Origin of the sequence: Salinimonas marina (assembly GCF_015644725.1) — a bacterium.
In the GTDB taxonomy this organism is placed as follows: domain Bacteria; phylum Pseudomonadota; class Gammaproteobacteria; order Enterobacterales; family Alteromonadaceae; genus Alteromonas.
Window position 1 is genome coordinate 605190 of the sequence record NZ_CP064795.1, and the last position, 26992, is coordinate 632181.

General features: G+C 49.6%; 20 protein-coding genes. 14 read left to right on the forward strand and 6 right to left on the reverse strand.

The annotated features are described in order from the left end of the window. The first annotated feature begins 15 nt into the window (after positions 1-15). From IT774_RS02645 to IT774_RS02660, 4 genes are all read left to right on the forward strand, one after another. Positions 16-4716, forward strand: coding sequence for a CARDB domain-containing protein (locus IT774_RS02645; protein ID WP_195811213.1), 4701 nt, complete (start codon positions 16-18; stop codon positions 4714-4716). A gap of 2 nt (positions 4717-4718) precedes the next feature. Continuing rightward, the gene (locus tag IT774_RS02650) at positions 4719-7061 is read left to right on the forward strand and encodes a DUF11 domain-containing protein (RefSeq protein ID WP_195811214.1); all 2343 of its coding nucleotides are present in this window, start codon (positions 4719-4721) and stop codon (positions 7059-7061) included. A 50-nt stretch (positions 7062-7111) separates the two neighbouring features. Beyond that, a complete protein-coding gene (locus IT774_RS02655) occupies positions 7112-11053 on the forward strand; it encodes an Ig-like domain-containing protein (RefSeq protein ID WP_195811215.1) in 3942 nt (1313 codons plus the stop codon). A 569-nt stretch (positions 11054-11622) separates the two neighbouring features. Next, on the forward strand, positions 11623-11895 hold the full coding sequence (locus IT774_RS02660; protein ID WP_195811216.1) for a hypothetical protein: 273 nt from the start codon (positions 11623-11625) through the stop codon (positions 11893-11895). Positions 11896-11978: 83 nt separating this feature from the next. On the opposite strand, the gene IT774_RS02665 is transcribed toward IT774_RS02660, so the two are convergent. After that, on the reverse strand, positions 11979-13055 hold the full coding sequence (locus IT774_RS02665) for a transporter substrate-binding domain-containing protein (RefSeq protein ID WP_195811217.1): 1077 nt from the start codon (positions 13053-13055) through the stop codon (positions 11979-11981). Between the two features lie 338 nt (positions 13056-13393). Between IT774_RS02665 and cspE the strand changes: the two genes are divergently transcribed. Together cspE and IT774_RS02675 are read left to right on the forward strand one after the other, a co-directional pair. Continuing rightward, positions 13394-13600 carry a transcription antiterminator/RNA stability regulator CspE gene (gene cspE, locus IT774_RS02670; RefSeq protein ID WP_195811218.1) on the forward strand — a complete coding sequence of 69 codons (207 nt, stop codon included), beginning with the start codon at positions 13394-13396 and terminating at the stop codon, positions 13598-13600. A 101-nt stretch (positions 13601-13701) separates the two neighbouring features. Beyond that, the gene (locus IT774_RS02675; RefSeq protein ID WP_195811219.1) at positions 13702-15012 is read left to right on the forward strand and encodes a DEAD/DEAH box helicase; all 1311 of its coding nucleotides are present in this window, start codon (positions 13702-13704) and stop codon (positions 15010-15012) included. 94 nt (positions 15013-15106) lie between these two features. Here the strand turns inward: IT774_RS02675 and IT774_RS02680 are convergent, their stop codons facing one another. Further along, entirely contained in the window at positions 15107-15961 is an 855-nt protein-coding gene (locus IT774_RS02680) for a helix-turn-helix domain-containing protein (RefSeq protein ID WP_195811220.1), read from the reverse strand. A 157-nt stretch (positions 15962-16118) separates the two neighbouring features. On the opposite strand from IT774_RS02680, the gene IT774_RS02685 reads away from it, so the two are divergent. The 4 genes from IT774_RS02685 to IT774_RS02700 all read left to right on the forward strand — a co-directional run bounded on the left by IT774_RS02685 (position 16119) and on the right by IT774_RS02700 (position 20128). Further along, positions 16119-17930: an acyl-CoA dehydrogenase gene (locus IT774_RS02685; RefSeq protein ID WP_195811221.1), complete on the forward strand. Its 1812-nt coding sequence runs from the start codon at positions 16119-16121 to the stop codon at positions 17928-17930. 57 nt (positions 17931-17987) lie between these two features. Further along, positions 17988-18449 carry a MaoC family dehydratase gene (locus IT774_RS02690; protein ID WP_195811222.1) on the forward strand — a complete coding sequence of 154 codons (462 nt, stop codon included), beginning with the start codon at positions 17988-17990 and terminating at the stop codon, positions 18447-18449. Positions 18450-18503: 54 nt separating this feature from the next. Then, positions 18504-19421: an SDR family NAD(P)-dependent oxidoreductase gene (locus IT774_RS02695; protein WP_195811223.1), complete on the forward strand. Its 918-nt coding sequence runs from the start codon at positions 18504-18506 to the stop codon at positions 19419-19421. 245 nt (positions 19422-19666) lie between these two features. After that, positions 19667-20128 (forward strand): host attachment protein, encoded by a 462-nt coding sequence (locus IT774_RS02700; protein ID WP_195811224.1) that lies wholly within the window; start codon positions 19667-19669, stop codon positions 20126-20128. Positions 20129-20170: 42 nt separating this feature from the next. Here the strand turns inward: IT774_RS02700 and IT774_RS02705 are convergent, their stop codons facing one another. After that, positions 20171-20395 (reverse strand): YrhK family protein, encoded by a 225-nt coding sequence (locus IT774_RS02705; protein WP_195811225.1) that lies wholly within the window; start codon positions 20393-20395, stop codon positions 20171-20173. 393 nt (positions 20396-20788) lie between these two features. On the opposite strand from IT774_RS02705, the gene IT774_RS02710 reads away from it, so the two are divergent. Next, on the forward strand, positions 20789-21961 hold the full coding sequence (locus tag IT774_RS02710) for an alpha/beta hydrolase-fold protein (protein WP_195811226.1): 1173 nt from the start codon (positions 20789-20791) through the stop codon (positions 21959-21961). A gap of 103 nt (positions 21962-22064) precedes the next feature. Then, complete coding sequence (locus tag IT774_RS02715) at positions 22065-23270, forward strand: IS256 family transposase (protein ID WP_195811227.1); 1206 nt, start codon at positions 22065-22067, stop codon at positions 23268-23270. A gap of 96 nt (positions 23271-23366) precedes the next feature. Here IT774_RS02715 and IT774_RS02720 read toward each other — a convergent pair whose 3' ends face one another. Continuing rightward, a complete protein-coding gene (locus IT774_RS02720; RefSeq protein ID WP_232365095.1) occupies positions 23367-24680 on the reverse strand; it encodes a retropepsin-like aspartic protease in 1314 nt (437 codons plus the stop codon). A 160-nt stretch (positions 24681-24840) separates the two neighbouring features. Here IT774_RS02720 and IT774_RS02725 point away from each other — a divergent pair, with 160 nt between their 5' ends. Both IT774_RS02725 and IT774_RS02730 read left to right on the forward strand, forming a co-directional pair. After that, positions 24841-25347 carry a hypothetical protein gene (locus IT774_RS02725; RefSeq protein WP_195811228.1) on the forward strand — a complete coding sequence of 169 codons (507 nt, stop codon included), beginning with the start codon at positions 24841-24843 and terminating at the stop codon, positions 25345-25347. Beyond that, the gene (locus tag IT774_RS02730) at positions 25348-25560 is read left to right on the forward strand and encodes a helix-turn-helix domain-containing protein (protein ID WP_195811229.1); all 213 of its coding nucleotides are present in this window, start codon (positions 25348-25350) and stop codon (positions 25558-25560) included. A 485-nt stretch (positions 25561-26045) separates the two neighbouring features. On the opposite strand, the gene IT774_RS02735 is transcribed toward IT774_RS02730, so the two are convergent. Together IT774_RS02735 and IT774_RS02740 are read right to left on the reverse strand one after the other, a co-directional pair. Further along, positions 26046-26192 carry a hypothetical protein gene (locus tag IT774_RS02735; protein WP_195811230.1) on the reverse strand — a complete coding sequence of 49 codons (147 nt, stop codon included), beginning with the start codon at positions 26190-26192 and terminating at the stop codon, positions 26046-26048. Positions 26193-26398: 206 nt separating this feature from the next. Then, entirely contained in the window at positions 26399-26977 is a 579-nt protein-coding gene (locus tag IT774_RS02740; RefSeq protein ID WP_195811231.1) for a hypothetical protein, read from the reverse strand. Positions 26978-26992 lie beyond the last annotated feature (15 nt).

Genomic DNA, 26992 nt, shown 5'->3' on the forward strand with positions numbered 1-26992 from the left:
TCTTATGGTTACCAGATGTATGCAGCAGAAAATGAACGAGTACCAGGTGCTCCATTTGAGGTCAGTTTTTCTCATGGGGTCAATATCGCCACCGGCAAGACGATAACAGATCTTAGCATTCAGCAAAGCCTTGGCGGCGATCTGGTGTTTGACCAGCTCACTTCAGCCGTTCCGGATAACTGCAGTCTGGTTCAGCCTGCACAGGGCGAAACCGATGGCGTTTTGCATCTGACATGTCTCAGTGCCACCGGCAGCGCGTCCGCCAATGATATTCGCTTAAGTCATACCGGGTATATTGGTGACGTACTTGCGACGAACAGCTGCGCGACGTTAACAGTAACCAGCACCAGTGAAGCGCAGGCCGAGTACGATGGTACCGCGCTGACCCCGGTTAGCGCTAGCCGGCATATCACTGCTAAGCATCTGACGGTGCAGCAAAGTGCTTCACCGTCAAGGGTGAAGCCAGGCGATATCATTACCATTACCGATACCATCCGAACCACCGCCTATGGCAATACCAGTGAGTTAATCGTTACCGACACATTGCCCGATGGGCTGGAGTTTGTGAATAATATCGGCGCACCAGCTGACGGCGCTCCGGTGGTTTCTGCCGACGGTAAAACCATTACCCACGTGTTGCTGACCAGCCCGCAGCCTTCGGCTAGCACGGCAGCCACTTTTTCAATATCCTACCAGGTGCGGGTGCTGCAAACCTATGCCAACGGCAATGATGTGCTGGCCTCAGATAGCTTGGGCGTACGTTCACAAATTACCTACTCTCTGGCCCAAGGAGCAACAGCCTGTAATGATACCTCTGCGGCTACCGTGAGTGTAGCGCCTGTTTCAACTGCGATTAGTATTGTGCCGGATGATAATGGGCACGTGAAAGCAGAATATCAGCCCGGTGACAAAGTTACCTTTCGCTTGAGTATGGCCATCCCTTCAGGCGACAGTAACGCCATTAAATTTGTGAACTATTTGCCCCTGCCGGTATTTAACGTGGCAAATTTCAGCACAATTTATGACGATCAGTCGGTCAGTAGTCAGGACAAGGTAACCTGGTATAGTGCCGATGGGCTTCCTAAAGTCGCTGCCACAGTAGATTATAATATCGCGGATAACGCTCTGATTATTGACTGGGGAGATGTTAGCGGTACTCAGGCCCAAACTCTGGCAGTAGATATTGAAGCCACCATTGTCAGCGAGCCGTTTGCTGACGGTCTCAATCTGACCAATCTGTTTTCATCCACCAGTCAAAATAGCCCTGGCCAAATCTCCAGCAGCTTAAGGAATGTGTCGCTATTGGTTCGCGCTCCCGAATTGGTCGCGCTGCTAACCGACGATAGTGCGACAGAAGTGGATGCGGGCGATACTCTTCGCTATTGGCTGCAAATTACCAATGAAGGCGGCGCCACCGCTTATGATATTGCCGCTGAGGTGGCAACGGTGGTGGGGCTAGATGATGCTGTGCTGGACTCAGTAACGATTGACAATGTGCCAACCAGTAACACCACCGGTTCCTTTGCCACCAATGACTTTACCGTGAATGATCCGCTGGCGCCAGGAAGCATAATGGTGGTCAGCTTTACCCGTAATGTGGCGGCTGATGTAAAGCCTCAGCAAAATATTACCGCAGCCAGTAGCACGGTATGGGCAAGTAATACCGGCGCCACCAAATTCCCCGCCCTTACCGCCACCCAGTCGCTCTTTGTCTCCTCGCCGAAAGTGAGTGTCGCGGCAGTCTCGGTTTCGCCGCAACCCGAGGCGCCCGATGTGGTGGTGGGGGATCTGATCAGCTATATCGCCACGATAACCTTACCCGAAGGACAAGTCAGTGATTTGGTACTGGAGGCTATATTACCGGCGGGCTTTGAATACAGCGTTGGTTCGGCGCATCCGGCCACCAGCGGTTATGCCGGTAGCCTGGCATCGGCGCCGGTGGTGACTACAGCGGGCACGCTGGCCACCGGTCAGCAACTGACCATGACATTTTCTGGTACTACGACCACCACCGCAGATAATAACCCGGACAACAACAGTTTTACGGTAGCGTTTAATGCCCGGGTCACCAACAATGAGGCCAACGCTGCGGTCTTAGCCAAACAAGACAAAACCTTGCAAACAGCCGTAACCTTTGCCGGCTTTAGCGGTCCCGACATTGACGCCACGGTGGGCCAGCAGTTTGCTGAACATAATCTGTCGATGAGTACTGCTATCACCCCTTCCACGGCCCTTTCGGCCGGCGATGAGATCACGGTCACCTTAACGGTAGAAAATACCGGAACTGCTGCGGCCCATGATGTGAGCGTAACCAGCATGTTAGATGAGAACTTGCTGGATACTACCAGTGTGGTAGCCGGACCGGTCATGGCCTCCGGTTATGGCTTTAACAAAGTGGGCAATACCGTCACCTTTACTGGCAGTACAGCGCCGCTGGCGGTGGGCCAAACCCTTGTTTTTAGTTATAGCGGAACCGTCGTGGGCGATGTGCAATCCGGTTCCGCTTTTGATTTGACGGCCACCGCCCAAGGCGACAGCCAGCCTGGCACAGGCGCTCTTCAACGTGAACAAATGCAAAGCTGGCCTGTCATTGCCCAGACGGTAAACCCGACGGTGACAACGCTGTCTGCGTTAACCACCTCGGAAAGCTGGACCGCGGCCGGTGAACTGCCTGAGCTGGCGATTGGTGAGGTAGTGACCTATGGGGTCAAAATGGTGATTCCGGAAGGGCGCACAGTGGGAAAGCCCGGCCAGTTTGCCATCATCGAGTTGCCTGAAGGACTCGCCTATATCGAGTCAAGTGCGACGGTGCGTGAAATCTCTGACACTGGTTTGAGCAGCACCACTCATACCACTCTTGCAGCCAGCAATAGTTCTATTGAACCGACCGTGGGCATGGGTGAACTGGCCTTCGATTTAGGCACAGTCACCAATACTGATAATGATAGAAATAATGAATATATAGTGGTGGCGTTTGAGCTGCTGGTCACCAACACCAGTGCCAACCTGCGGGGTGCAAGTAAAGCCGTGCAAGCCAGTATCAATTATCTGAACCAGGCTGGTTCCGCCCAGGCACACCAGCAAAGTTCCTATAGCCTTATCGTTGCCCCGTTGTTACTGATGACCCTTGATGCCGACAAAACCACCTTCAGCGGCGGGGAAGCGATGACCTATACGCTGGTGGCGACCAATTCTGCTCAGTCTGGGGCGAGCCGGGCCTGGGATTGGGTGATCACCGAAAATCTGCCATCCCGGTTAGCGTATCAGGGGCTGACTTCAGCCACCTTGTCCCGGGGAAACCAGGATATCAGCGCGTGTGTTACCCAGGCGAACAACGAGATTATTGTTACCAGTAGTTGCCTGACCGATAACCGCGAACGGTATCTGGCGCCTGGCGAAAGTATCACCATTGTGTACACCGCCCAGGCGGATGCCTCGATTGGTTTTGAAGAGCCGGTAGAAAGTCTTGCGACTTTCACCGCGACCTCGTTGCCCGGCGAGCAGGGGACGGGCAATGCAACACCAGGCACCGCGGGTAGCGCACATGGCGAGCGAACGGGTTTGCCAGGTGATAACTCCGAAGCTCAGGCGGTCAACAACCTGACGGCGACCGGCCGCGAAACGATTATGGCTGGGGCACCTGCTGTGAGTCTGGCGGGCAGCTCATCAGCATTGCTCATCGGTGAGTCGTTGACCTACACCATGGATCTTGGGATCCCTACCGGCACCACCGATGCTTTTAGTGCTACTCTAACCTTACCCACCGGTGTGCGGTATACCGGCGAACCCATCGATGTGGGCTATCCTGCCGCTGATTTCAGCACCAGCCAGACCCCCGCGACCAGCCAGCCGGCAGGCACCAACCCGGTAATCCTGCAGTTCGGCTCGGTGGTCAACTCTGCGGGTCTGGGTCAAACCGTACAAATCACCATACCGGTGCAAACCCAGAATATCCTGACCAATCAGGACGGCGTGACGCTAACCACAGAAGCTGCGTTAAGTTATGCCCGGGTATCGGACCCGGCGCCCTCAGACAGCAGTAGCTTTATCTTGCGCGAAGCTGATCTGGAGGTGAGCCAGATGATTTTAAGCGGAGATGTCAACAGCGACGCAGGCGATAAAATTCGTTATCGCACCACGGTGCAAAATCAATCTTCCAGCGCACCAGCTCATCAGGTGGTGTTAAACGATGTAATGCCCCAGGAGCTGCTAGGAGGAAATCCGGCAGCAGCGGACGCCGTTTTTTCCAATATCACCCTGACCTCTACCGGAACCATAGAACTAAACGGTACCAATACCGCGGTGAATCAGAATAATGTACAAATCATTACCACCAACCACCCCAGCGACACATTGGCGTTACCGGCACTGACCATCGCGGCTAACAGTGCGTTGGTACTGGAATATGATGTCTATGTAGATGATACAGCGCAGGCGGGGCAAACGCTGCTTAACACGGTTACCGCTACCTACAACAGCTTAAGTGATATCAGCAGCAACGCAGGGCGAGACCATTCTGATGGCGCCGATGATAACAACAATTCGGTGCTGAATAACTACAACAGCCTCACCGTTAGTGAGCTAACCCTGAACAGCGCCCTCTCGGTGCAAACCACGTTGAATGCGGATAAACATCCGGTAACTACCTTCACCATTGGTGAATCAATTACGCTGGACCTTCGGGTGGGGTTATCGAAGGCAATGTTGATGCGCTGAACGTGCAACTTGATATGCCGACAGGGGTCCGGTTTGAAGAGGCGGCGGTATCGGTACCTGGGCAGATAAACTATACCGGCGTCAGTGCCGCGACGGCAGATGCTAATAATCAGGTGCAGCTGAATCTTGGGGAGGTAACTAACGCCCCGGACAACGATCCTGCGAATGACTTTTTTATGGTGTCAGTCACCGGGGTAGTTGAAGATAGTCCCGGCACCCAAAGTGGTGACTTATTAGGTTTTACCGGCAGGGCGGCAGGCAATAGCGTTTTGGCTTCACCCAGCAACCTTGAGGTAATCGTGATAGAGCCGGCCCTGAATGTCACCTTTGAGGCTGACAAAAATGCGGTGACGCTGGGCGATGTGGTGACTTTTACCTTTACGGCCACCCCTGAAGCAGGCAGTTCGAACGCCTATGATACCGGGCTGGTACTTACACTGCCTACTGGTTTGACCCTGGAAGCAGGCAGTTTTGCCGGTAGCGGCATGGCCGATGAAAGTCAAAGTGGGGTGCTGGCCGCAAACCTGGGCACCATTGTGGCAACTGAAGGGGCCCGGCAGTTTAGCTTTAAAGCCCGGGTGGATAGCGATGCCGCCATTGATAGCGCACTGTCGGTAACCACGCAGTCTGCCAGTTTCAGTAGTTTAGCTGCAGCTAACAACGACGAGCGCATCTACAGTTTCAGTGTTGCCGAAACTATTGCGGCCGATGATGCTTCGTTTATCAGCGCAGACCAGAGCATGTTCTTGACCTATGATGCCAATGGCAATGGGCAGGTCGATGCCGCCGATGAGTTGACCATCAACACCACCATCACCACCAATAACGGGTTCGACGCACCGGAATTTGAGTTTTTCCATCGTATTCCGGCAAGCACCGCTTATAAAGCAGGTACCGCGCAGACATCAGCCGGTGTGCTCGATGACAGCGCCGGTATTCGGGTTACCCAAGAGACATTGGCCGAAAATCAGATTCTGAATATCAGCTTTGTGGTGACCGTAAGCGACACCGCCCCTCCCGGCAGCTTTATTAGTGCCCAGGGCAGCGTAGACTCTGCCGCCACGGTCAGCGAACCTACCGACGCGGATGCCAATGATGCCAACGGCGATCAGGCGAACCGATTGCGGATAAGCGGCCGCGAAGGCGAGGTTACCGCTACCATTAGCCAGCAGCAATTCAGCTTAACCCACGATGCCGATAATGATGAAAGAGTCAGTGCCGGTGATACCCTGACCTTTCGCTATACGTTAACCAACAACGGCACGGTTGATTTGACCAATGTTGCGGTGCAGCAGCCTATCCCAGCCGGCCTGAGTTATGTAAACGGCTCGGCAGTACTGCCGGGGGCCGATAGTGTGGCGGTGTCTGCAAACATCCTTACCGGGGAGCTGGCCGTGTTACCTGCCGGCGCGTCGGTGGTGTTGTCATTTGCCGCGACCATTGATGACATTATTCCGACGACCACCTCACGTTCATTTTTGTTACAGGGCCGGTTAAGTAGTAATGAAACCGGGAGCCGTGATTTTGATGCTAACGGTATTGCCGCAGATGGCAGCCAACCATTACAGATTTTCGCAGTGGGCCACGATGCCAGTGCTCAGCCAGCTGTGGAACTCACCCAAAGCTGGTATTTAAAGCATGATATGGATGGGGACGGCATGGTCGATAACGGCGATGAAATCACCTTCATCCTGCAGGCTTCTAACTATGGCAGCGGGGCCGCCAGCCAGGTGGTGGTTACCCAGAGTTATCCGGACAACACTCGTTATGTTCAAAACTCAGCCCAGGTTAGTCAGGGCGCGGTGGGACGCGAATCACCCTCACTGGTGGCAAATCTGGGGAGCCTGGCCCCTGGCGCGGTGGCCAGTGTCAGTTATACACTGCGGGTGGAGGGCCCTGACAATAATTTTGTGATTGATTCACAAGCCAGTGTTAGCGGATCGAATTTCAGTACGCTGAGCGCCGATGATAACAGTAACGCCGCCGACGGTCGCAATCCACTGCTGGTGCAGGTTACTGACGCCCTGACCCCGGCACTTACTGTTGCCAGCCAAATTACCGCCACCTCGGATAACCAGACTACCGGCACTGATATTGTTCAGGGCGAGACCGTGACGCTGGAATACACGCTGAATGTGCCGGTGGGTAGCCATGAGCAGGTGTCTGCACAGATACTGCTGCCAGAAAATATGCCGGTCATTTCAGCCACGCTGGCACGCAATTTTGATACTGGTTTGCGAGCAGCGCTAAACCCGGGAGATATAAATGCACAATCAGCCAATACTTCAGTAAGCGTTGATGTTATCCAGACCATTGACTCGGCCACCGTCGAGCTGGGGGGATAATTAACTCCGATAATGATGTCAATGCCGAGCGTTTTGTCCTGACGCTGGAATTGGACTCCTCCAGTCTGGTGCCGGCAGCGGCTCAGAACCCTTACGACATTACCCCGGCAGTGTGGTTTGTCGACGCATTAGGTAATCAGGTTCAGCTAACCCAGGACCCCGTCAGCTTTACTTTATTAAACCAAGTGCCGGTGGTCTCCAATGATGCTTTCACCATTGCAGAAGACAGCCGGGATCAGGTGCTTGATGTGCTGAGCAATGACAGCGATGCCGACAATGGGCAGCAACTCACCCTTATCAGTTTGCAGACTGCCGGTTTGCAGGGTACGGCCCTTATCAGCTCCGATGAAACCAATATTTTATTTACGCCTGCGGCTGATTTGTTCGGTGAACAGACATTGAGTTACCTGGTTGCCGATACTGCCGGTGCTCAGGTAAGCGGCAACGTGACCATTACTATCACGCCGATGGATGATGCGCCGGTGGCAGTGGCCGACACGCTGCAGGTCACTGAAGATAGCAGTGCTTTAGTGAATGTGATTAACAATGACTATGATGCGGACAACCCCGGCGAAGCACTGGTTATTGTTAATGCTACCGTCAGTACCGGCACGGTAACGGTGGAAGGTGATAGTCTGCGCTATACCCCCAACCCTGACTTTGCCGGTAACACTGTTATCCATTACGATGTTCAGGATACTACGGGGCGCGCCACAGGCGGACAGGTAAACGTGACAGTGGCGAATATAAATGATGCGCCGGTGGTGGTTGACGATACCGCGGTGGCCATCGAAGATACGCTGATGATACTGGATATCCTGGCCAACGATATCGATGCCGATAATGACATTCTACAGCTTACCAACTTAAGCTCTGCCCAGGGACAGGCCAGTGTCAGCCAGGGTGGCAAGTTGCGATTTATGCCCTCTCAGGATTTCAATGGGCCGGCGACGATTTCATATATGGTAAGTGATGGTGTTGGCGGCAAGACCGCTGCCCAGCTTCACTTTGCTGTGACGCCGGTTAACGATGCCCCGGTGCTCTCGCCCATCCCGGTAACGACCTTTGTGAACGAGCCCGTTATCATCGATGTATTTGCCCACACCATAGATGTGGATGGCGACACGTTGCAGCTGCCCAGTAGCAGCGCCACCAATGGGGTGATTAGTACAGGTGCTGGGGGCCGCCTGACATTCACACCGCTAACCGATTTTGATGGGCCTGCTGAAGCCCGGGTGTGTGTGTCTGATGGCACTGAGCAAAGTTGTGGTGTCTGGAATATAACCGTAACAGTGCCAAACACCGCACCGGTATTGCAGGATCTGACCGTTGAGATTGGCGAGGACCAAAGTATCACGATGGCGCTGCATGGTGTCGATGCTGATGGCGACCTGCTGACCTACACGCTGTTAACCGAACCCAAAGGCAAACTGGCTGGCAATATGCCGGTGTCCACCTACACCCCGCCGCAAAACTTTGATGGCGAGGATCACTTCACCTATGTTGCCAGTGATGGTCAGTACAGCTCCAACGAAGCCACCGTAACCATTGTCATTGGTAGCGAGAATGATGCGCCCCTTGCTATTGATGATGTGGTCCTGACCGACGCCTATGGCCAGCAAACCATTGACGTTCTGGCCAACGACAGCGATCCGGAAGACGATAAGCTGACCATTGTCGGCGCGACCGCCTCATTAGGCACGGTGAGCTGGAGTGAGTCGCAACTGTTCTATAGTCCGGTAGCAGGCTTTGTGGGCACCACGGTATTAACTTATACCATTAAAGATACCGCCGGACAGTCCGCGTCAGCCCGGGTAATGGTAACCGTGGAGCCAGCCAGTAATGGATTGTTGCCGGTGATTAAAGTGCCCGCCGATATCACTATCGATGCAGACGCCCTGTTTACAAAAGTTGATTTAGGTATGGCCAGCGCCGTCGACCGGTTTGGCAATCCTCTGCCCGTGTCGTTAATGGGCGGCAGTAGCTTCTATGAGCCGGGGATGAATATCGCCTATTGGGTAGCCCTCGACAAAGAAGGGCGTCAAAGCATCGCCAGTCAGAGGGTCAGGATCAATCCGATGGTGTCTTTAGGCAAGGATCAAAAGGTTCTGGAGGGACACAGTGCCTCGGTAAGCGTGCATTTAAACGGCGCAGCACCCGCTTATCCACTGGTCATTCCCTACCAGGTTAGCGGCACCGCGACAGCCCATGACCACGATCTTATTAGTGGCGAGGTGGTCATTGAATCAGGTACTACCGGCACGCTGCGCTTTACTGCCTTTGCCGATGAAATAGAAGATGCTAACGAAACCATCGTGGTAAGCCTGAGCGATAACCTCAACCGGAGTAATCAATTTGAGCAGGTGATTCAAATTGCAGAAACCAATATCGATCCTGCGTTTACGTTACGTACGGTGCAGCAGGGTGAGGAGCGACTGGTGGTGAGCCGCCAGGGCGGTCCGGTTCAGATAAACGCGTTGATCCAGCTCCCGGAAGCAGACAACGCGCACGAGTATGCCTGGCTGGCGCAAGAGACCAAACTTATCGATATTGATGATTCGCCGGCGAGCTTTACCTTTGAGCCTGCCACGTTAGCAACCGGTTTCTATGAGGTGAGTCTTCAGGTTACCGACTCAGCAGATAACGCATTCGGTGCTACCGGTAATATTGTGTTGCAGGTGGTTGAGGGCTTTAAGAAGCTGACCGGGGTTGATTCGGACCAGGATGGGATATCGGATGAACTCGAAGGGTACCGTGATCACAACTTTAACGGGATCGCTGATTTTGTCGACCGGCTGAGCAATTGTAGTGTGCTGCCGCAGAATATCGCCGTGTTGAAGCAGTACCTGTTGCAAACAGATCCTGGTGTTTGTCTGCGGCTGGGTAAAACCGCCAGAATGGGACAAACCGGCGGCGCTCAGGTACTGGAACAGGATATTGGTGCGCTGAATGATTTAATCGCCGATGCGATAGCACAAAATATGGGCGGGCTGTTCGACTTTGTTGCTTATGGTCTTCCCCGTAAGGGCCAGGTCGTCAATATTGTTATCCCACAGTTAAGGCCAGTCCCGGAAAATGCGGTGTACCGTAAGTATAAACACCAACAGCTGTGGTTTGACTTTGTGCAGGATGACCATAACCGGGTGTGGTCTGCGGCCGGCGAGCCAGGCTATTGTCCTGCACCGGGTAGCGAGGCGTGGGTTCCGGGCCTCACTGCCGGTCACTGGTGTGTCCAGCTCACTATTATGGATGGTGGCCCAAATGACGCCGATGGCATCGCCAACACCACGGTGGTGGATCCCGGCGGGGTAGGCGTGGTCATCGGCGACCCTAATATGCTTCCCGAAACCAATGAGGATCGCTATGAAGTCCTGCTCACCAAATCGGCCCAGTTTACGCCACTGTCCAATGATACCGACGCCAACGGTGATGCCCTGATGATTACTTCGGCTTCTGCCAGTTTTGGCGAGGTGACCTTCAACAACGACAAGGTATTTTATACGCCGCCTGCAGGGTTTGTCGGCAATGTAGAAATTACCTATGGCGTAGCGGATGAACGAGGCGGCACTGCAGCGGGCATGATGAGCATAGAAATTGTGGCCAACAAAGCTCCGCTGGTGATAAATGAAACCGCCGAAGTAGCGTCGGGCAGCCGCATTACCGTGAATGTGTTAAGTAATGACAGCGATCCGGATGGCGATGCGTTAACGGTGGTTAGCGCCCAGGCGCAATCGGGTACGGTATTTATTCTGGATTCCGGGGCCTTAGAGTATGTGCCTCGCGCTGATTTCACCGGTCAGGACAAAATAACTTACATCGTTGCCGATACCAACTTTGCAGAAGCCCAAGGTCAGTTAACCGTTACCGTGCACCCGGTGGCGGTTCGGGTTGAAATCAAAGGCGGCGGGGCGGTTGTGGGGTTACTGCTGTTGATGCTTGGCGTAGCAGGTGGGCGTCAAGCCGAGCGAGCCTGGAGCCGGAGCCGGCCATAATAAAAACCACACCAGCCCTGGTACTGGTTGGCACGATACCCACATTCAATATTTAACGCCGGTCGCACAACAGTGCCGGCGTTGTATTTTCTTTGCGCGATTATTCTAATGCCAACCCTAACGCAGCTTAGGGCAATTGCAGCCATGTCGATGTTGGGCCCGGCAGTCTTCTATACCTGCTTCAGCCGCGACTGTTAGTGTTGCTACGGTCACAAGCCGCTATCGCCTGCCTGCAGCTAATTAGTGAGTGTGTCAGGTAAGCATACGGTAACCCCTTTAGCGCAGAAAAAACCTTTGGTCAGATACCTCCGGCGGTCGGTTTGTGCTATCTGGTCTGCCGATAAATATGGGCTTAAAGCGGCTAGTAACGGTGAGATAAACAGACCATATATTAAAGTTGGAGACCCGGGCAAACCTGAGAATAAATGGCAGGCCCGAAGTGGCTTTAAAGCTAGGCAGCAAAGGGGCCCTGGCCGCATTAGCCAAAAGTTCAGTAGGCGAAAGTACAATGGTAGGGCAGGTCTTTGTTGCTTATAGTTAACCTACACCACAGGGAAGCGGAGCCCATTTTGAATTTTAATTTTACCGATGTCCCCAGTATCGGGCAGGGCACCATGTGGGACGGTTTATCTCAGTTTTGCTTAAGCCATTCACTTACTATCACCGAAGTTTCGAATTATCGGGAAAATGGTCCCATTCGTGCCCAGCTCCAGGATGGAACATCATTATGGTGCCAGCTTTCAGGAGTGAATGAACTGATGATCCATATTTATGCTGGAGGACAGGAGCAACTTTATCATATGCTTTATTGTGCCCGAGAGTGGCAAATTAAAAACTTTTGAATTGCGGAATTATCAGCCAGCAAAAAACCTTGTCGCGTCACTGACAAGGTTTTTTATTTTATAGGGTTAATTCTGTTAGCGGTTTATTTTTGAGTGCCCAATACCTCGTTGACCTTGTCCCGCCACTCCTTACTATCAATAATACGTAGTAATGTGGTATTAAACGCTTCGCGCCGAGGGCTATCTTCAGGTAATGCCATGGCGTAATCCTGACGATCAATAACATCAGGCAGCACCTGAATTTTATCTTCAAACCCCTGATTAATACGGTATTCAAGAATAGGTTTATCGTAAACCAGCGCATCGGTATCGCCTTTAGCCATAGCTTCTAATCCCTCACGCACCGTCGCCACTGTTTTATAATCAATAGAGCGGCTGTCTAAAAAGGCGGCGCTGGCCGAGCTGGACAGGGTGGTGACTCGAACACCGGGCAAGTCATCCACGCCCTGTACCTGGGTTTCTAACTGACTCACGGTCAAGCTGGTGGCAATGGCGGCGGTAAAACTACTGATCAGAATAATCGCGGCGAACATCCAGATAAAGCCAATGACCCGACCAGCCAAGGTTACCGGGGCTTTATCGCCATAGCCTACGGTAGTCATTGTAACCGCGGCCCACCAAAATCCAGAGCCAATACCTTTGCGAGTCGAGCCTCCAAATTGCTCTTTGTTGCCGTGACGCTCCACCAGCCACATAATAAACCCGACCGCCAGCAGCAATAAACAAAGTCCGCCCAGCGCTGCCAAAAACTTCCACGAAAACAAATTAGAGATTGCCGACATCATCCGGCTTTCATCTTTTGGCACCGCAATGGCCAGACCGGTAGTATAGAAGGGGTGAGTAAAATCCACCTGAGTTTCACGCTCAGCATTGACCGTAATCGCCGCAATGGAGGCATCAAACTTCCCTTGCTGTAAACCCTCAATCATTCCGGGCAAGTCGGTTTCTTCGTAGCGATAATCAATCCCCAGCTCGGCAGCCATCTGCTCAAATAAATAAATGCTGATCCCTTCAAATTCCCCGTTTTCATTTTTTATGACAAAAGGCGGGGCTTCTTTGGTGGCTACCACGAGCTGTTCCGGGGCGTTTTGAGTTTGTGCCGATAGGGTCAGTGACCACAGCGCGCTTAGCCAGATCCCAAGCTTGAGCAATCGTTGCATAGACTTTTTCCTTTTTTGTTCTGTTAAAATGACCATGTTATTAAGAACTTGCTACGTGATTTGGTGCAAATTTGTTCAGCCTATAGCACCGGTGGGTTAGTCAGGGCTGAAAAATAAACTGGTACACACTGATAAAGCCTGATATTATGCATTCGCCTTTAGAAGGTTCTATTTCAATTTGATAAATGCTTCTTTACGTTAGTTTCTTGTTAGTCCCCCTCGTGCGATTCACATTTAGACGTCTACCGATTAAAGCCTGCTGCAAAACAGATAGCCCTTCAGTGCAAACTGGATGCTTGGTTGCATCCGTTATTTATTAATCTCTTTAGGAGTTACTCATGTCTACCACAGGTACAGTAAAATGGTTTGACGAAACCAAAGGTTTTGGTTTCATTACACAAGCAGACGGCGGCAAAGATGTATTTGTACATTTTCGCGCAATCAAATCAGACGGTTTCCGTACTCTGACTGAAGGTCAGGAAGTACAGTTTACCGTTGAACAAGGCAACAAGGGTCCTCAGGCAGCCGACGTGGTTGTACTGTAAACCAGTGCTTGTTTGTTACAGACGCCCCCGCGGTGTCTGTAACCGTTATGCTTCTGTAACTCCCTTCTTTTTGTTCATCTATTTTTGCCATTCGAGGTATTATGTCGTTTTCCCAGTTGGGTTTGTCTGCCCCGCTTCAACAAGCTATTGAAAAACAGGGCTATAGCACGCCGTCTCCCATTCAGGAGCAAGCCATTCCTGCCATTCTTTCAGGACAGGATGTACTGGCAGCTGCACAGACCGGAACTGGCAAAACTGCAGGATTTGCCTTGCCTCTTTTGCATCGTCTGGAGCAAGGCAAACCAGCCTCACCCAACAATGTACGGGCGCTTATTCTGACCCCGACCCGCGAGCTTGCGGCTCAGGTAGAACAGAGTGTTCGCGAGTACAGCGAATTTATGCCACTTAAAACCGCTGTCGTGTTTGGCGGGGTTGGTATTAATCCACAAATGAAGCGCCTTCGTGGCGGTGTGGATGTATTGATTGCCACCCCGGGACGTTTGCTGGACTTGTATCAGCAAAATGCGGTTAAATTCAGCGATCTGGAAATGCTGGTATTAGATGAAGCCGACCGTATGCTGGACATGGGCTTTATCCATGATATCAAACGTATTTTGAAGCTGTTGCCAGCCAAACGCCAGACGATGCTGTTCTCGGCTACCTTTGCCGGTACCGTCACCGAGCTGGCTGAGTCTATTACTCGTCAGCCGGTCAAGCTTTCCACCGCGCCGGCCAACACCACCGTGGAAAAAATTGATCAACGTCTGGTGCCACTGGATAAAAACCGCAAGATTGCGGCGCTTATTTCCATGGCCAAACAGCAGAGCTGGGAACAGGCATTGGTGTTTAGCCGTACCAAACATGGCGCCAACCGAATTGCTAAAAAGCTGGAAGCCGCCGGCATCCCCAGTGCGGCGATTCATGGTAACAAGAGCCAGGGTGCGCGCACCAAAGCCTTGGCCGCATTTAAAGATGGTTCGGTAAAGATTCTGGTGGCCACCGATATTGCTGCTCGTGGTCTGGATATCAGCCAGTTGCCGGTGGTGGTTAATCTGGATTTGCCTAATACCGCGGCAGACTATGTTCACCGTATTGGCCGTACCGGTCGTGCTGGTGCGTCGGGCCAGGCCTGGTCTCTGGTTAGTGCTGATGAGTACGAACAACTGAAAGACATTGAAACGCTGATTCAGCAGCTGTTGCCGCGGGAAACCTTAAAAGGATTTGAGCCGCAGTTAAGCTTGCGTGAAACCACCTTGTCAGCACCTAAGAAGCCAGGCAAACCGAAAAAACCGAAAGCAAATTCGGCCGGTCGTCGCGATGGTGGTCGTGGACAAAATGATAGCCGCGGCCAAAATAATGGCCCGGCGCGTCGTCGTCAGGCCAAGCCGCATCGTCAGACCGAACAGGCTTAATGCATTAGCCCGGATTTGTGATGATGATAAAACCCGCTTGCTCTGCAAAGAGCCGGCGGGTTTTTTTTTGCCTGTTTCACAAGTAGGTAAAATTTCAGTAGTACAGCAATGGATGCCCAAGGTTGGTTTGTGCGGTCGACCATGAGGGGACGGACTCGTCTTCTGGATAAAGGGTATTGATGGTAAGACGGGGTTCAGACACATAGGCGGTGGGCCCCATGGCCCCCACTGTTTGGCTTACGCTATAAAAGCGCTGCAATTTTCCGTTCACCACCAGTTCCATTTTAAAACTGGCCATAGGATCCAGGCACGCCGCACGCCGTGGCCAGTCGGTGGGGACCCCGGGTCGTGCTGCCAATCGTTGTAACAGCACGGCGATGTCTTTATCGGGCCGCAGTAAGTTTTCTTGCTGCAGGTTCATCAGGATTAGCGCCAGGGCATCCTGCATGGCCTTACCGGGATGCTGGTGCAAATCAAACAAAAACTCAAAATGGTTCGACGCATCGCGAAGCGCCTGCTCACCCACCATCGGCGCGTAAAAATGCAGCCAGCCCTGGTTAACCATCAGTATTTTACCAGTGCCGTTTATCAGCACCGACGGATAGGGGTCTAAGGCGCGCAAGGTCAGCTTCATGGCTTTGCGTAACCAGCTTAGCCGGGGGGCGTCAAACTCAGTCTGCGTTGGCGAGGCCATAAATCCTGCGGCGATTAATAAGTGACTGGTGTCGCGCTCTTTAAGCTGTAAAAACGCGCAAATCTTCTCCACCATTTCAAAGCTGGGATGAACATGCCCATTTTCCATCCGACTGATATGGCGCGCTGACGAGTCGATTGCATAAGCCAGTTCTTCCTGACTAAGTTCAAACACCTTGCGCCAGAATTTCAATAAACCACTGAAGGCCTGCGGGCCGGGCGCGCAGGCCTGTTCAGACAATAATGATGAAGACATAACCATACAACGTTTGTTCCGCGAATAAGGGTACAACAGGCACCTGGCAAAGTATGACCTCTAAGGTCATGTTATCCCGGGCTAATTACAGGAACAATAGAATAAAACAAAGATACCAGACACCACCCACACCGGTTTTTATTTTTCAGAGGTTTTTATGGCAGTCTCCATTTTAAATGAACGTGATTTACACTTTATGCTGTATGAGTTGTTTGACGCCCAGGGGCTGTGCAGTCGCGAGCGGTTTAACGATCACAATCAGGAAACCTTTGAAGCAGCACTGCAAACCGCTAAAAGCGTGGCCGCACGGTACCTATTGCCGATAAGACAAAAAACCGATCTGCAAAAGCCGGAATTTGATGGCCACCGGGCACACCTTATCCCTGAGATAAAAACAGCGGTTCAGGCGGTAGTCGATTCGGGGCTGGCCTCTGCCACCGCCGATTTTGAACATGGCGGCATGCAATTACCGTCGCTGGTGGCCTGCGCCGTGAGTGCCCACCTTACCGCCTCGGGTATGAGCGTAATGGGATACACTACCCTGACCAACGCCAATGCCAACCTGATTCAGGCCCATGGCAGTGCCGAACAAATTCAAAAGTGGGTCGCGCCAATGCGCGCAGGCCGCTTTACCGGCACCATGGCAATGACCGAACCGGGCGCCGGCTCCGGCCTGGCCGACCTGATCACCAAAGCGGTGAAGCAGCCTGATGGTAGTTACCGTATTACCGGCAGCAAAATTTATATCTCCGGGGGCGATCATGATTTAAGTGACAACATTGTGCACCTGGTGCTGGCGCGAATTCAGGACGCCCCGAAAGGGGTTAAAGGCATTTCGTTGTTTATTGTGCCTAAGCGGATGGTCAATGAAGATGGCAGTGTGGGGGAGCCCAATGATGTGGCCCTGACCGGTTTGTTTCACAAGATGGGCGGGCATGCTATTACCTCCACGGCGCTTAATTTTGGAGAAAAAGGCGGGGCGGTAGGTTATTTGGTGGGCGAAGCAAATATGGGACTGAGTTATATGTTCCATATGATGAACGAAGCCCGGCTGTTTGTTGGCATGGGGGCCACGGTGATGGCGCTGGCCGGCTACCAGTATTCACTCAACTATGCCAAAGAACGGCCCCAGGGGCGCTTGCTAAGCGAGAAAAATCCTGAGTCGGCACCGGTAAATATTATTGAGCACAGTGATGTAAAACGGATGCTGCTGGCGCAAAAAGCCTATGCTGAAGGGGCTCTGGCCCTATGTTTATTTGGCGCGCGCCTGCATGATGATGAAAAAACCGCGGATACGCCGGAACAGCGCAAGGCCGGACATACGTTGCTGGATTTTTTGACCCCCATCATTAAAACCTGGCCTTCTGAATACGGCTTAAAAGCCAATCACTATGCGATACAGGTTTTGGGTGGTGCAGGGTATACCAATGAGCATCCAGTGGAGATGTTCTATCGCGAAAACCGCCTGAATCCGATCCATGAGGGAACAACCGGGATCCAGTCGATGGATCTGCTGGGCCGCAAAGTACCAGCAAATGATTTTTCGGGCTATCAGGCTTGTCTGGACGCCATGCAGCGTACGATTAGCCAGGCAGCGGAACAGCCGGCGTTAAAAGAGTATGCCAACGCGCTAGCAGAGGCCATCCGCACCCTGGATAGCACCACCAAAACCGTGCTGGCGGCGACCCGTGCGATGAGCATTGATGCGGCCTTTTCCAATTCGGTGAAGTATCTGGAGGTATTCGGTCATGTGGTTATTGCCTGGATGTGGCTTAAACAAGGCCTGGTAGCCAATCAGGCATTGACTGCCCAGCCTGGTATCAGTGATAGCGAAAAGCATTTTTATCAGGGCAAGCTGCATACTTTACAATTTTTCTTTCGCAGCGAGCTGCCTGAGATCAACCACTGGGCCGCGCTCATTAGCCAGCTGGATACCACCAACCACGAGATGCAAAGCGAGTGGTTTTAATCGATGGTTGCTGGCGCGTATTATGGTTACGCGCTGGCCTTTAAGGAGCCTGAATAAATGCAAACTGTTACCCCCCAGCAAATGCTTAACAGCGTAGGCACCAGCCTGCCGCCCACCGACTGGTTTTGTGTTACTCAGCAGCAAATCGATCAATTTGCTGATTGTACCCACGATCATCAGTTTATCCATGTGGATGAAGAAAAAGCCCGGCAAACCCCGTTCGGTACTACTATCGCCCATGGTTTTCTGACCCTCTCAATGCTGTCGTACTTTGCTGAGTCATTCAGCTTGCAGGTAGAGGGCGCGGTGATGGGCATTAATTATGGCTTTAATAAGGTACGTTTCTTAGCCCCGGTGAGCCAGGGCGCCCGGATTCGGTGTATCGCCCAGGTTAAGGGTGTAGATAATACCAAGCCGGGTCAGTACAAGGTGACGTACGATGTCATCATTGAAATTGAAAACAGTGATAAGCCGGCGCTAATGGCCGAGTGGATAGGTTTGCAGCTGGTGAAACAGTAACGCCAACAGATATTTAAGTCAGCAGAAACAATCAACAAGAAGCAAGGACACATCATGACAATTTCGTTTAACAATCAGGTAGCCATTATTACCGGGGCCGGTAACGGTCTGGGAAAATCTCATGCCCTGGAGCTGGCCAGGCGCGGCGCTAAAGTGGTGGTAAACGATTTTGGTGGCGCGCGGGACGGCACAGGCGGCTCCTCGGCTGCGGCGCAACAGGTGGTCACCGAGATTGAACAAGCGGGCGGCGAAGCCTTAGCCCATGGTGCAAATGTCACCGACATGACTCAGGTACAGGATATGATCAATACCACTTTGGGAAAGTGGGGCCGGGTCGATGTGCTGATCAACAATGCCGGGATTCTACGGGATAAATCGTTTGCCAAGATGGATCTTGAAGACTTTAAGGCCGTTTTCGATGTGCATGTAATGGGTACGGTGAACTGCACTAAGGCAGTTTGGGAAACGATGCAGGCGCAAAACTATGGCCGGATCCTGATGACAACCTCATCCAGTGGTTTGTATGGCAACTTCGGCCAGTCCAATTACGGGGCCGCGAAAATGGCGGTTATCGGCCTGATGAATACACTGGTTTTAGAAGGCGCGAAGTATAATATTCGCATTAACGCACTGGCCCCCACCGCCGGTACCCGTATGACCGAAGACCTACTACCGCCGGATATTTACAACATGCTTACCACTGACGCGGTGACCGCCGGAGCGCTGACCCTGTGTCATGACGGGGCCCCGAACCGTACAACTTTGTGTGCCGGTGTGGGCGGCTACTCGTGTGCCAGAACGGTGGAAACGCCGGGGATCTTTTTAGCCGCTGAAGACCAGAATCCAGAAACTGTCGCCGCCAATTTCAGTAGTATCGTGGATCCTGCACAACAGCAGGAACTTGAAAACGGTGCGAAACAGGGGGAAAAGTTTTTAAAGCTGGCAATGGCCCATGTTAAGTCGCATCAGTAAATTTACGATGGGGCAGATGGCATTTCATAAGACTGCGGTGTATGCCAAATTGAGCTGCGTGAATGAACATCATGGTAATGGGCACCATTCGGCTGCCCAAACCGGCCACAGGGTAATCCGGGCTGGCGGCTAAATAGGGAATAGGCATCTGGGTGAAGAAATAATCGCCCTCTACGCGGGTGGGAACCAATCTTTTTTGGTGGCTGTGCCTTATAAACTGTACGCAACCAACGCGAGGACCAAGCATGTTAGGAAAATCATATCTGGTAGTAGCAAATCAAACTGAAGCAAAAATTTTCATCGAGAAAGAAGGGGCAAGCGAGCTTGAACCGGTTGTGGTTCTGATGAACGATGATGGTCGCGACTCAGACAGTGATCTGGTCACCGACCGCCCTGGAGCCACCTCGTCACCCAGTGGCGCAGTCCACGGCGTGGATACCATGAGCCGCAAAGATGCCACCGAGATAGAAGCAAACCGCTTTGCCGGCACCGTGACTGACTGGCTGGACAAACGTCGCTGTGAAGAAAAAGTTTATCACATCGACATCATTGCCGAAGCCGGCTTTTTAGGCAAATTACGCAACAAAATGAACAAACAGCTTTCCGAGCTGGTGGCCCATAGCATCAACAAAGATGTGGTCCGCGAAGATGAAAAAGTATGGAAAAACTATCTCAAGGAAGCAGGCCGAAGCTCCGCTATACAATAGCAAAATAGTCTGCGAGTTGCGCATCAACCCGGTTGGTGCGCGTTATTTCTTGGTTTTTCCACTAATATCCACCAGTAATCTTCCCACCGTTCCCAGCAGCATAAAAAATGCCCCGATGATAAACAGCCAGACGCCAAGGGTCTGATACATTTCAAAACGCGGTAAAAATAAAATACTGCCGACAAAAAAAGCAAAATTACCAAACAGACCTAACGATAAATGGATCCAGCCATAGTCATTCACAATGACTTTGATTAGTGCGAGCACCCCAGCCTCCTTATTCAATGAGTTGATGAGAAATATTTGCGCCTGAAGATTGGCCTCTTGGGTTTCTCAGAACTAATAAAGTGTACTGACTAATACATGAGTTAGCCCAAATTTGACTGTTTTCACGTCTTTAAGGACGGAAAGACAATTCCGCTAAGAGCGTTTTGCGAACGGTCACCACTCAGAGGATGGTGGTCTGCTTAAGACAAGGAGCAGACGATCAACGATCTTATTTCCTACTTCTCGACAAACAAAAATCATTGGTTCTGCGTTTATATTTTTACCAAACTACATAATTATTTGCGATTTTTTGACAAGTTCGGGCGTCCATGACAGCTTAGGTTAACTCAACTATCGATGAAACCCGTGCTTGTTCGAGAAAAGGAATTCCAAATGTATCAGAAACTTGCTTGTATTTTTATCGGCACATTACTAAGCCTTAGCTTTCACGCAACCGCTAAAGTACGCGGCGAAGCTATGGTTACAACTGTAACATCGGAAATATTGAGTGAGTCGCGGGAACTGCTTATTCACTTACCCAATAATTACTCACGCTACGAAGACACAACTTACCCTGTTTTATATTTGTTAGACGGCCAGCGCAACTTTGCGCATACAGTAGGCACGCTAGACCTTCTCAATCAGTCTGGTATGGCGCAAGAGATGATAATTGTCGGTATCACAAACACCGAGCGTACACGAGATTTCACACCTACCTATGATGAAAGCTATAACGAGTGGGGAATATCAGGTGGTGCAGACAACTTTTTAGATTTTCTAGAGAAAGAGCTAAAGCCGCATGTAAAGTCGAATTATCGTACTAATAATTACGCAATTCTTTCTGGGCATTCTTTAAGCGCCCTATTCACCGTATACGCCCTGCATGAACGGCCTGATATGTTTCAAGCATACTTCGCTTTTAGCCCAAGCCTGTGGTGGCACGAAGAAGTGATATTTCCAGAAGCAGAAAAGTTTTATAGCGCAGAACAAGACCTGAATAAATACCTTTATGTAAATATGGGCAGCGAAGGCGGACACATGCTGAGCGCATTCCAGCGTTACTCTGAACTGCTGAATAATAGTACACGAAAAGGGTTTACCTTTGATACCGAGCTAGATACATCTGAAAGCCACAATACCACTGCGCTTGCAGGTATGAGCTTGGCCCTTCAAAAACAGCTTAATTCGTTACGCCCGACAGGTGCACTAATACAAGAAGGTCTCCATGCGGTACAACGATACTATAAAGACCTTTCTGAAAAATACGGCTTTCAGGCAAAGCCAGAATACAAAGCAGTAAATCACGCAGGCTATGCGGAGTTAAACAAAAAAGACTTCGAGTCGGCAATTGCCATTTTTAAGAAAAACGTTACTAGATTCCCTAACAAGTCTGACGCCTACGACAGCTTAGCAGATGGCTATGAAGCTAAAGGCGATTTAGCCATGGCGCTTAAGATGAGGAAGAAAGCGTTAGCGATGAGCTATGAAGAAAATGTTGAGAACGGTGCTTATAAAACGCGATTGAATAATTTAGAGAAAAAGATCGGTAAAGGCGTAAAAAAGTAAATCGCAAAAGAACCTAGCATCTTTTTGTCAAAGGCTGGTTTACGAGAGTGTAAAAATAACTGTGTAAATGGCATTCTTATCAACTCCTTAGAAGGATATCAGAATGCCAATATCAGACAAACTCATCGACCAACTGCTTGACGACTGTGATTCACCAGAAGACATTTTAGGCGAAGCTGGCCTCCTCAAGCAGCTTACCAAGAAGGTTGCTGAACGAGCGTTAGAAGCCGAAATGGAAGCCCATCTGGGCTACGCGCCCAACGATGCGGCTGGTAACAACAGCGGCAACTCTCGCAACGGTAAAACGAAGAAGAGTGTTCGCAGCACCAATGGTGATGTTGAACTCGATATTCCACGCGATCGCAACGGCAGTTTTGACCCCAAGTTAGTACGCAAGGGCGAACGTCAGCTAAACGGATTTGATGAGCGCATTGTTGCCCTTTACGCGCGCGGCATGACCACGCGGGATATTCAGGCTTACCTTGAAGAAGCTTACGGTGTTGAGGTCTCTGCCACCTTCATATCGCAGGTAACGAACGCGGTGATGGACGAGGTTAAGGCCTGGCAGCATCGGCCGCTGGAAAAGCTTTACCCGGTGGTTTATCTCGACTGTTTAGTGGTTCGTAGTCGTGACTCTGGCGTGGTACAAAATAAATCCGTGTATCTGGCGCTTGGCATTAATACCGCCGGTGAAAAAGAGTTATTAGGTCTGTGGATGGCCCAAACTGAGGGCGCCAAGTTCTGGTTGTCGGTGATGAACGAGCTTAAAAACCGTGGGGTGGAGGATATCTTCATCGCCTGCTGTGATGGCCTCAAAGGCTTCCCGGAAGCCATTGAAGCGGTATACCCGAAAACACAGGTGCAGCTGTGTATCGTGCATCAAATTCGCCACTCGCTGCGCTACGTGAACTGGAAGCAGCGTAAGATTATCGCGGCGGATTTAAAACTGATTTATGGTGCGGCCACTCGTGCTGAAGCCGAGCAGGCCCTCGAGCTTTTTGCAGAAAAATGGGATTGCGAACACCCGACCATCAGCCGCTCCTGGCGGGCGAACTGGGAACGTTTATGCGTATTCTTCGATTATCCGACCGAGATACGCAAGGCCATTTACACCACCAATGCGATTGAGTCGCTGAACGCGTCCCTGCGAAAAATCACCAAGACCCGCCGGTCGTTCCCGAACGACGAAGCCGTCATGAAGGTGTTGTACCTAGCCTTGCATCAGGCTTCGAAAAAGTGGACGATGCCCATACGCAACTGGAAACCGGCCATGGCGCAGTTCGAGATTATGTACCAGGCTCGGATTTAACAGTGCAATCAGCCATTTACACAAAATATTTTACAGTCTCTGTGCAGATAGCTGATATTCGGTTTTTAATACTCGACTAAATCGCTTCGCTAAAAATTACATTTTTATTCTTGAATAAAGAGCTAATTTCCCGCAGGTTTGGTTTTCTTTGGCCATCCAACAGATGTGGACGTAATTAACCTCGGGGTCGCGCAACACTGACAGAACTCCGTCAAAGTTATCCCTATTAATATTAATCCCATCAATGCTGTTAACAATGCTGTCCTTAGAGATATTCAATGCATCTGCGCCTGTCCCAGCGGCTATATCTTTGACTATTGCTCCTTGGCTATGCGGTAGTAATCGTAAACCGGAGCGGTCTAACAAAATCGGGATGCTCGTTTTATGGTTAGCTTGGATCCAGACTTTTTCTCCAGAGAAATCAAACGTCATATTAAATCGTTGCATAACTTGATTGCCCAATACACCATGACTGCCGCTTTGAGAATTGCTCCCTGTTACACGAAAGTATGTGGGCAAGGATCTAAAATGTTGTTCACCAATAACCAATGAACTCAGTAAGCCTACTTTGTTCAATGTATCGCCACTAATTCCAGTCGTTCTTGCAGTGAAAGCGTTGTTTGGTATAGCAAAAGCTTGCTTGTTCGCAAACAAGCTCAACGTGCCTGTGGAGCCAGTATCAAGCATCACTTTGACTGTTTTATCTGTTTCACCGTTTCGTATTTGGGTTGATAGGTATGGGGTATTGCCTTCTACTTCAATATCTAACACTTGCCATGATTTCGATGCATACCCTTGACGATTTGTTTGCGTAGGTAATGATATTTGAAGCGTTTGCTTATCGTAGTTTATTTCGATTAAGCAGCAATTAAAAAAATCTGCGCCTAATACGCCGTCAAAATAGGTTTCTGCGATACTGTCAAATGGCATAGCTGATGTGGGGGCGTAAATAACAGATAGCTCTGAAATTGAAAAATCACCAATATTTATATGGGTGTTATCAACTATGTAGGCAATAGGATCGTCACCATTCCCAGAACCAGATATCGCAATTGGCTTGTTTTGAGGAAATTTAAGTAACTGGGTAGCTGCTGTTTCAGTAACCACAGTCGCCGCAGCGCCAGAATCTAAGACAAAGCGAAAACCATTAACCCCGTTTACAGTCGTAGAGACGATAATATGATTATTCAGCATGGTGAATGGCACTACTGCATTGCTTTGCCCTTTGCCCCAAGAAACATTCGCTTTAGCATTTTGCCACTGAAAGTTAGCCAAATCCCATATTCGACAACCAGACATAGCGCTTAATATTGTTAATAGTAAGGTGAGTTTCAAAATAGCCCTCACACTTTCTTTAGGCGATTTGTTTTTTATAAATCTTGGAATTAGCATACCTATACGTATTGACATTGTTTACCCTCAGTTATTTCATATTACCTTAACAGCAAATAATTATTGTTTTATAATAACTATTTGTTTATTTGTAATAATTTATTTCCGTAAGAAAGGGATTTCTTTGTACGGTCTGAGATTTTGGCTTACACTGATTGAAAAATTTACTGGCATAAAAATGAGTTCATTAGATAAGTTGAAACGAACGGGAAAAATAGCCCGCTTCATGGTGTTCGCAATATTTGGCGCGGTATTTTTTGTCGCGATATTTGGCTTTGTAACAGAAGGTCGATCGTGGGTATCATTTGGTGATGATCAATTTAACCAGCTTTGGCAAATTCATCATGATAAAACTAGCATATTGCTTCTGCTAGTAGCGCCTGCTGCCATAACACTTCTATTGGGTGCATATTTTTTGCAACGTCTATTGCAACAATTCAGTCATGGCACTTTTTATTCTGATTCAAGTGTGAGCTGCCTGAAGTGGTTAGCATGGTTGACGTTTTTTGGTGTGCTTTACAATATGTTACTGAGTCCCTTCGCCCTGTATTTACTGGGAAGTGATCAAGATATAGAAATCAACATTAGACCTCTAACTTTGATAGTTGTATTTTGCCTGCCCGCAATTGTCCAATTTTTCAGTGCTGCAAGAGAGATAGCGTTAGAAAACAACGAGATAATATAAATGCCAATATTAGTAAATTTAGATGTAATGATGGCGAAGCGGAAAATGCGCTCTAAGGAATTAGCGCAGAAAATTGGTATTACCGAAGCAAATTTATCACTACTTAAAAGTGGTAAAGTAAAAGGTGTACGTTTTGGGACCTTAGAAGCTATCTGTCATCATTTGGCGTGTCAACCCGGCGATATTTTGGTTTTCGAACCAGATATGGAATAAACCTCTTTTGATGATCATTAATAAGTTCCCTATTCCAGGCTGAGGGTACTGAATAAGAGTATGAATACTGAATTTTAGGTACCGAAGGAACATTAAATGAGACCGTCGAACGGCGGATCTTGCGCTTTTGTTCGCATTGAATAACTAAATATCGAACGTGTCTCCTATCGCTCAGATCGGCCGTGCAATTTGCAAGAATAAATATGGACTGGTATGGTGTCAACGACAAAGTCGCTCGGTAATTATACCGACAGTTTCCCTTGGTAATCACACTAGTACATTTTAGGTCTGAATTCACTAGTCACTGCTGGTAATCAAGGTATTTCATAATCTGCATCATTTCTTTTAAGGTTCCCTTCAGATGAGATTGTTACCGTGCCACAGTGACAAAACTTGGGGGCTATGTTCATCGATGATCGCGTTCCTGATATTACGTCGTAAGTTGGCTCTTTTTGAGAAAACAAGGCGAAAATATCATATCTGTATCAACGAAACTCTTCTTGAAGAGCTTGATTTATTGCTGCATCAGCATATTCATCTTTAGATGAATCTTCTTTTTTATGATGAAAAATTTGTCGTGTTGTCTTATAATATACTGTATGCCAACCTTTATTATCATTATTGTAATTCACCGTAACTTTCGTGATTCAGAAATCACCTATATCCATGTTTCTCCATTCATTTGATGACTGTACGGCCCTATACGCTCCGTTATAAAGGTTATCACCTGTATAAATTGCTTCGGCGGCAACGATACTGCCCTCTGAATAAACAAAAGTTGACAGAGAACTTAGAATTAAAAAGCAGAATAATTTCATAACAATTCCGTTTGTAAAAATTAAAAGTCAATTTTGTTTTTAAACATTATGCTATAATCGAATTCTACAGCTTCTTTTATGTTAAGTTTTTCCCTTGCCGCCTTGAGAAAGATTTGAGAATTCTTATCTAATAATTCATTCTCAAAAGCGCTGGTTTTCGACTTGTAATAAAGCGTATCCTTCATGTGCTTGTCAATTTCACCTTGCAAGTACACAAAAGCTACTTCTTTATCAAAATCACCCAAAGCATTGTATATTGACGACAATGAACTTAACGCTGAACCTTTATTTTTTGAGTAAAAGTATCTTAGCAAAGCAAACTTTTCAGCTCTTTGGTAGTTGTGGTTGTTAATATAGAAATTTTCTAAAATTATAATTGCCGGAATATCGCCCTTATCTGCTCTTTTCTCCCATTTTTTTATATTGTAGACTTTATTTTTAATAAGCTTTGGAACTTCACTGTTATCAAACTGGGCGTAGAATGAGTCGCTAAAAGAAAAAATTTTATTGTCAATAAAAAAATCATTTAAATTATTTAGCCTACTAAAAGCCGAAGGACTTACCAAAAAAAACATAATTATTAACGACAATCTTTTCATACTATATCCCTTTAA

Excerpts from the sequence above, each read along its gene's own strand:
- IT774_RS02645 (WP_195811213.1), top strand. The coding sequence starts at position 16 with ATGTATGCAGCAGAAAATGAACGAGTACCAGGTGCTCCATTTGAGGTC.
- IT774_RS02665 (WP_195811217.1), bottom strand. The coding sequence starts at position 13,055 with ATGCAACGATTGCTCAAGCTTGGGATCTGGCTAAGCGCGCTGTGGTCA.
- cspE (WP_195811218.1), top strand. The coding sequence starts at position 13,394 with ATGTCTACCACAGGTACAGTAAAATGGTTTGACGAAACCAAAGGTTTT.
- IT774_RS02675 (WP_195811219.1), top strand. The coding sequence starts at position 13,702 with ATGTCGTTTTCCCAGTTGGGTTTGTCTGCCCCGCTTCAACAAGCTATT.
- IT774_RS02680 (WP_195811220.1), bottom strand. The coding sequence starts at position 15,961 with ATGTCTTCATCATTATTGTCTGAACAGGCCTGCGCGCCCGGCCCGCAG.
- IT774_RS02685 (WP_195811221.1), top strand. The coding sequence starts at position 16,119 with ATGGCAGTCTCCATTTTAAATGAACGTGATTTACACTTTATGCTGTAT.
- IT774_RS02690 (WP_195811222.1), top strand. The coding sequence starts at position 17,988 with ATGCAAACTGTTACCCCCCAGCAAATGCTTAACAGCGTAGGCACCAGC.
- IT774_RS02695 (WP_195811223.1), top strand. The coding sequence starts at position 18,504 with ATGACAATTTCGTTTAACAATCAGGTAGCCATTATTACCGGGGCCGGT.
- IT774_RS02700 (WP_195811224.1), top strand. The coding sequence starts at position 19,667 with ATGTTAGGAAAATCATATCTGGTAGTAGCAAATCAAACTGAAGCAAAA.
- IT774_RS02710 (WP_195811226.1), top strand. The coding sequence starts at position 20,789 with ATGTATCAGAAACTTGCTTGTATTTTTATCGGCACATTACTAAGCCTT.
- IT774_RS02715 (WP_195811227.1), top strand. The coding sequence starts at position 22,065 with ATGCCAATATCAGACAAACTCATCGACCAACTGCTTGACGACTGTGAT.
- IT774_RS02720 (WP_232365095.1), bottom strand. The coding sequence starts at position 24,680 with ATGTCAATACGTATAGGTATGCTAATTCCAAGATTTATAAAAAACAAA.
- IT774_RS02725 (WP_195811228.1), top strand. The coding sequence starts at position 24,841 with ATGAGTTCATTAGATAAGTTGAAACGAACGGGAAAAATAGCCCGCTTC.
- IT774_RS02730 (WP_195811229.1), top strand. The coding sequence starts at position 25,348 with ATGCCAATATTAGTAAATTTAGATGTAATGATGGCGAAGCGGAAAATG.
- IT774_RS02740 (WP_195811231.1), bottom strand. The coding sequence starts at position 26,977 with ATGAAAAGATTGTCGTTAATAATTATGTTTTTTTTGGTAAGTCCTTCG.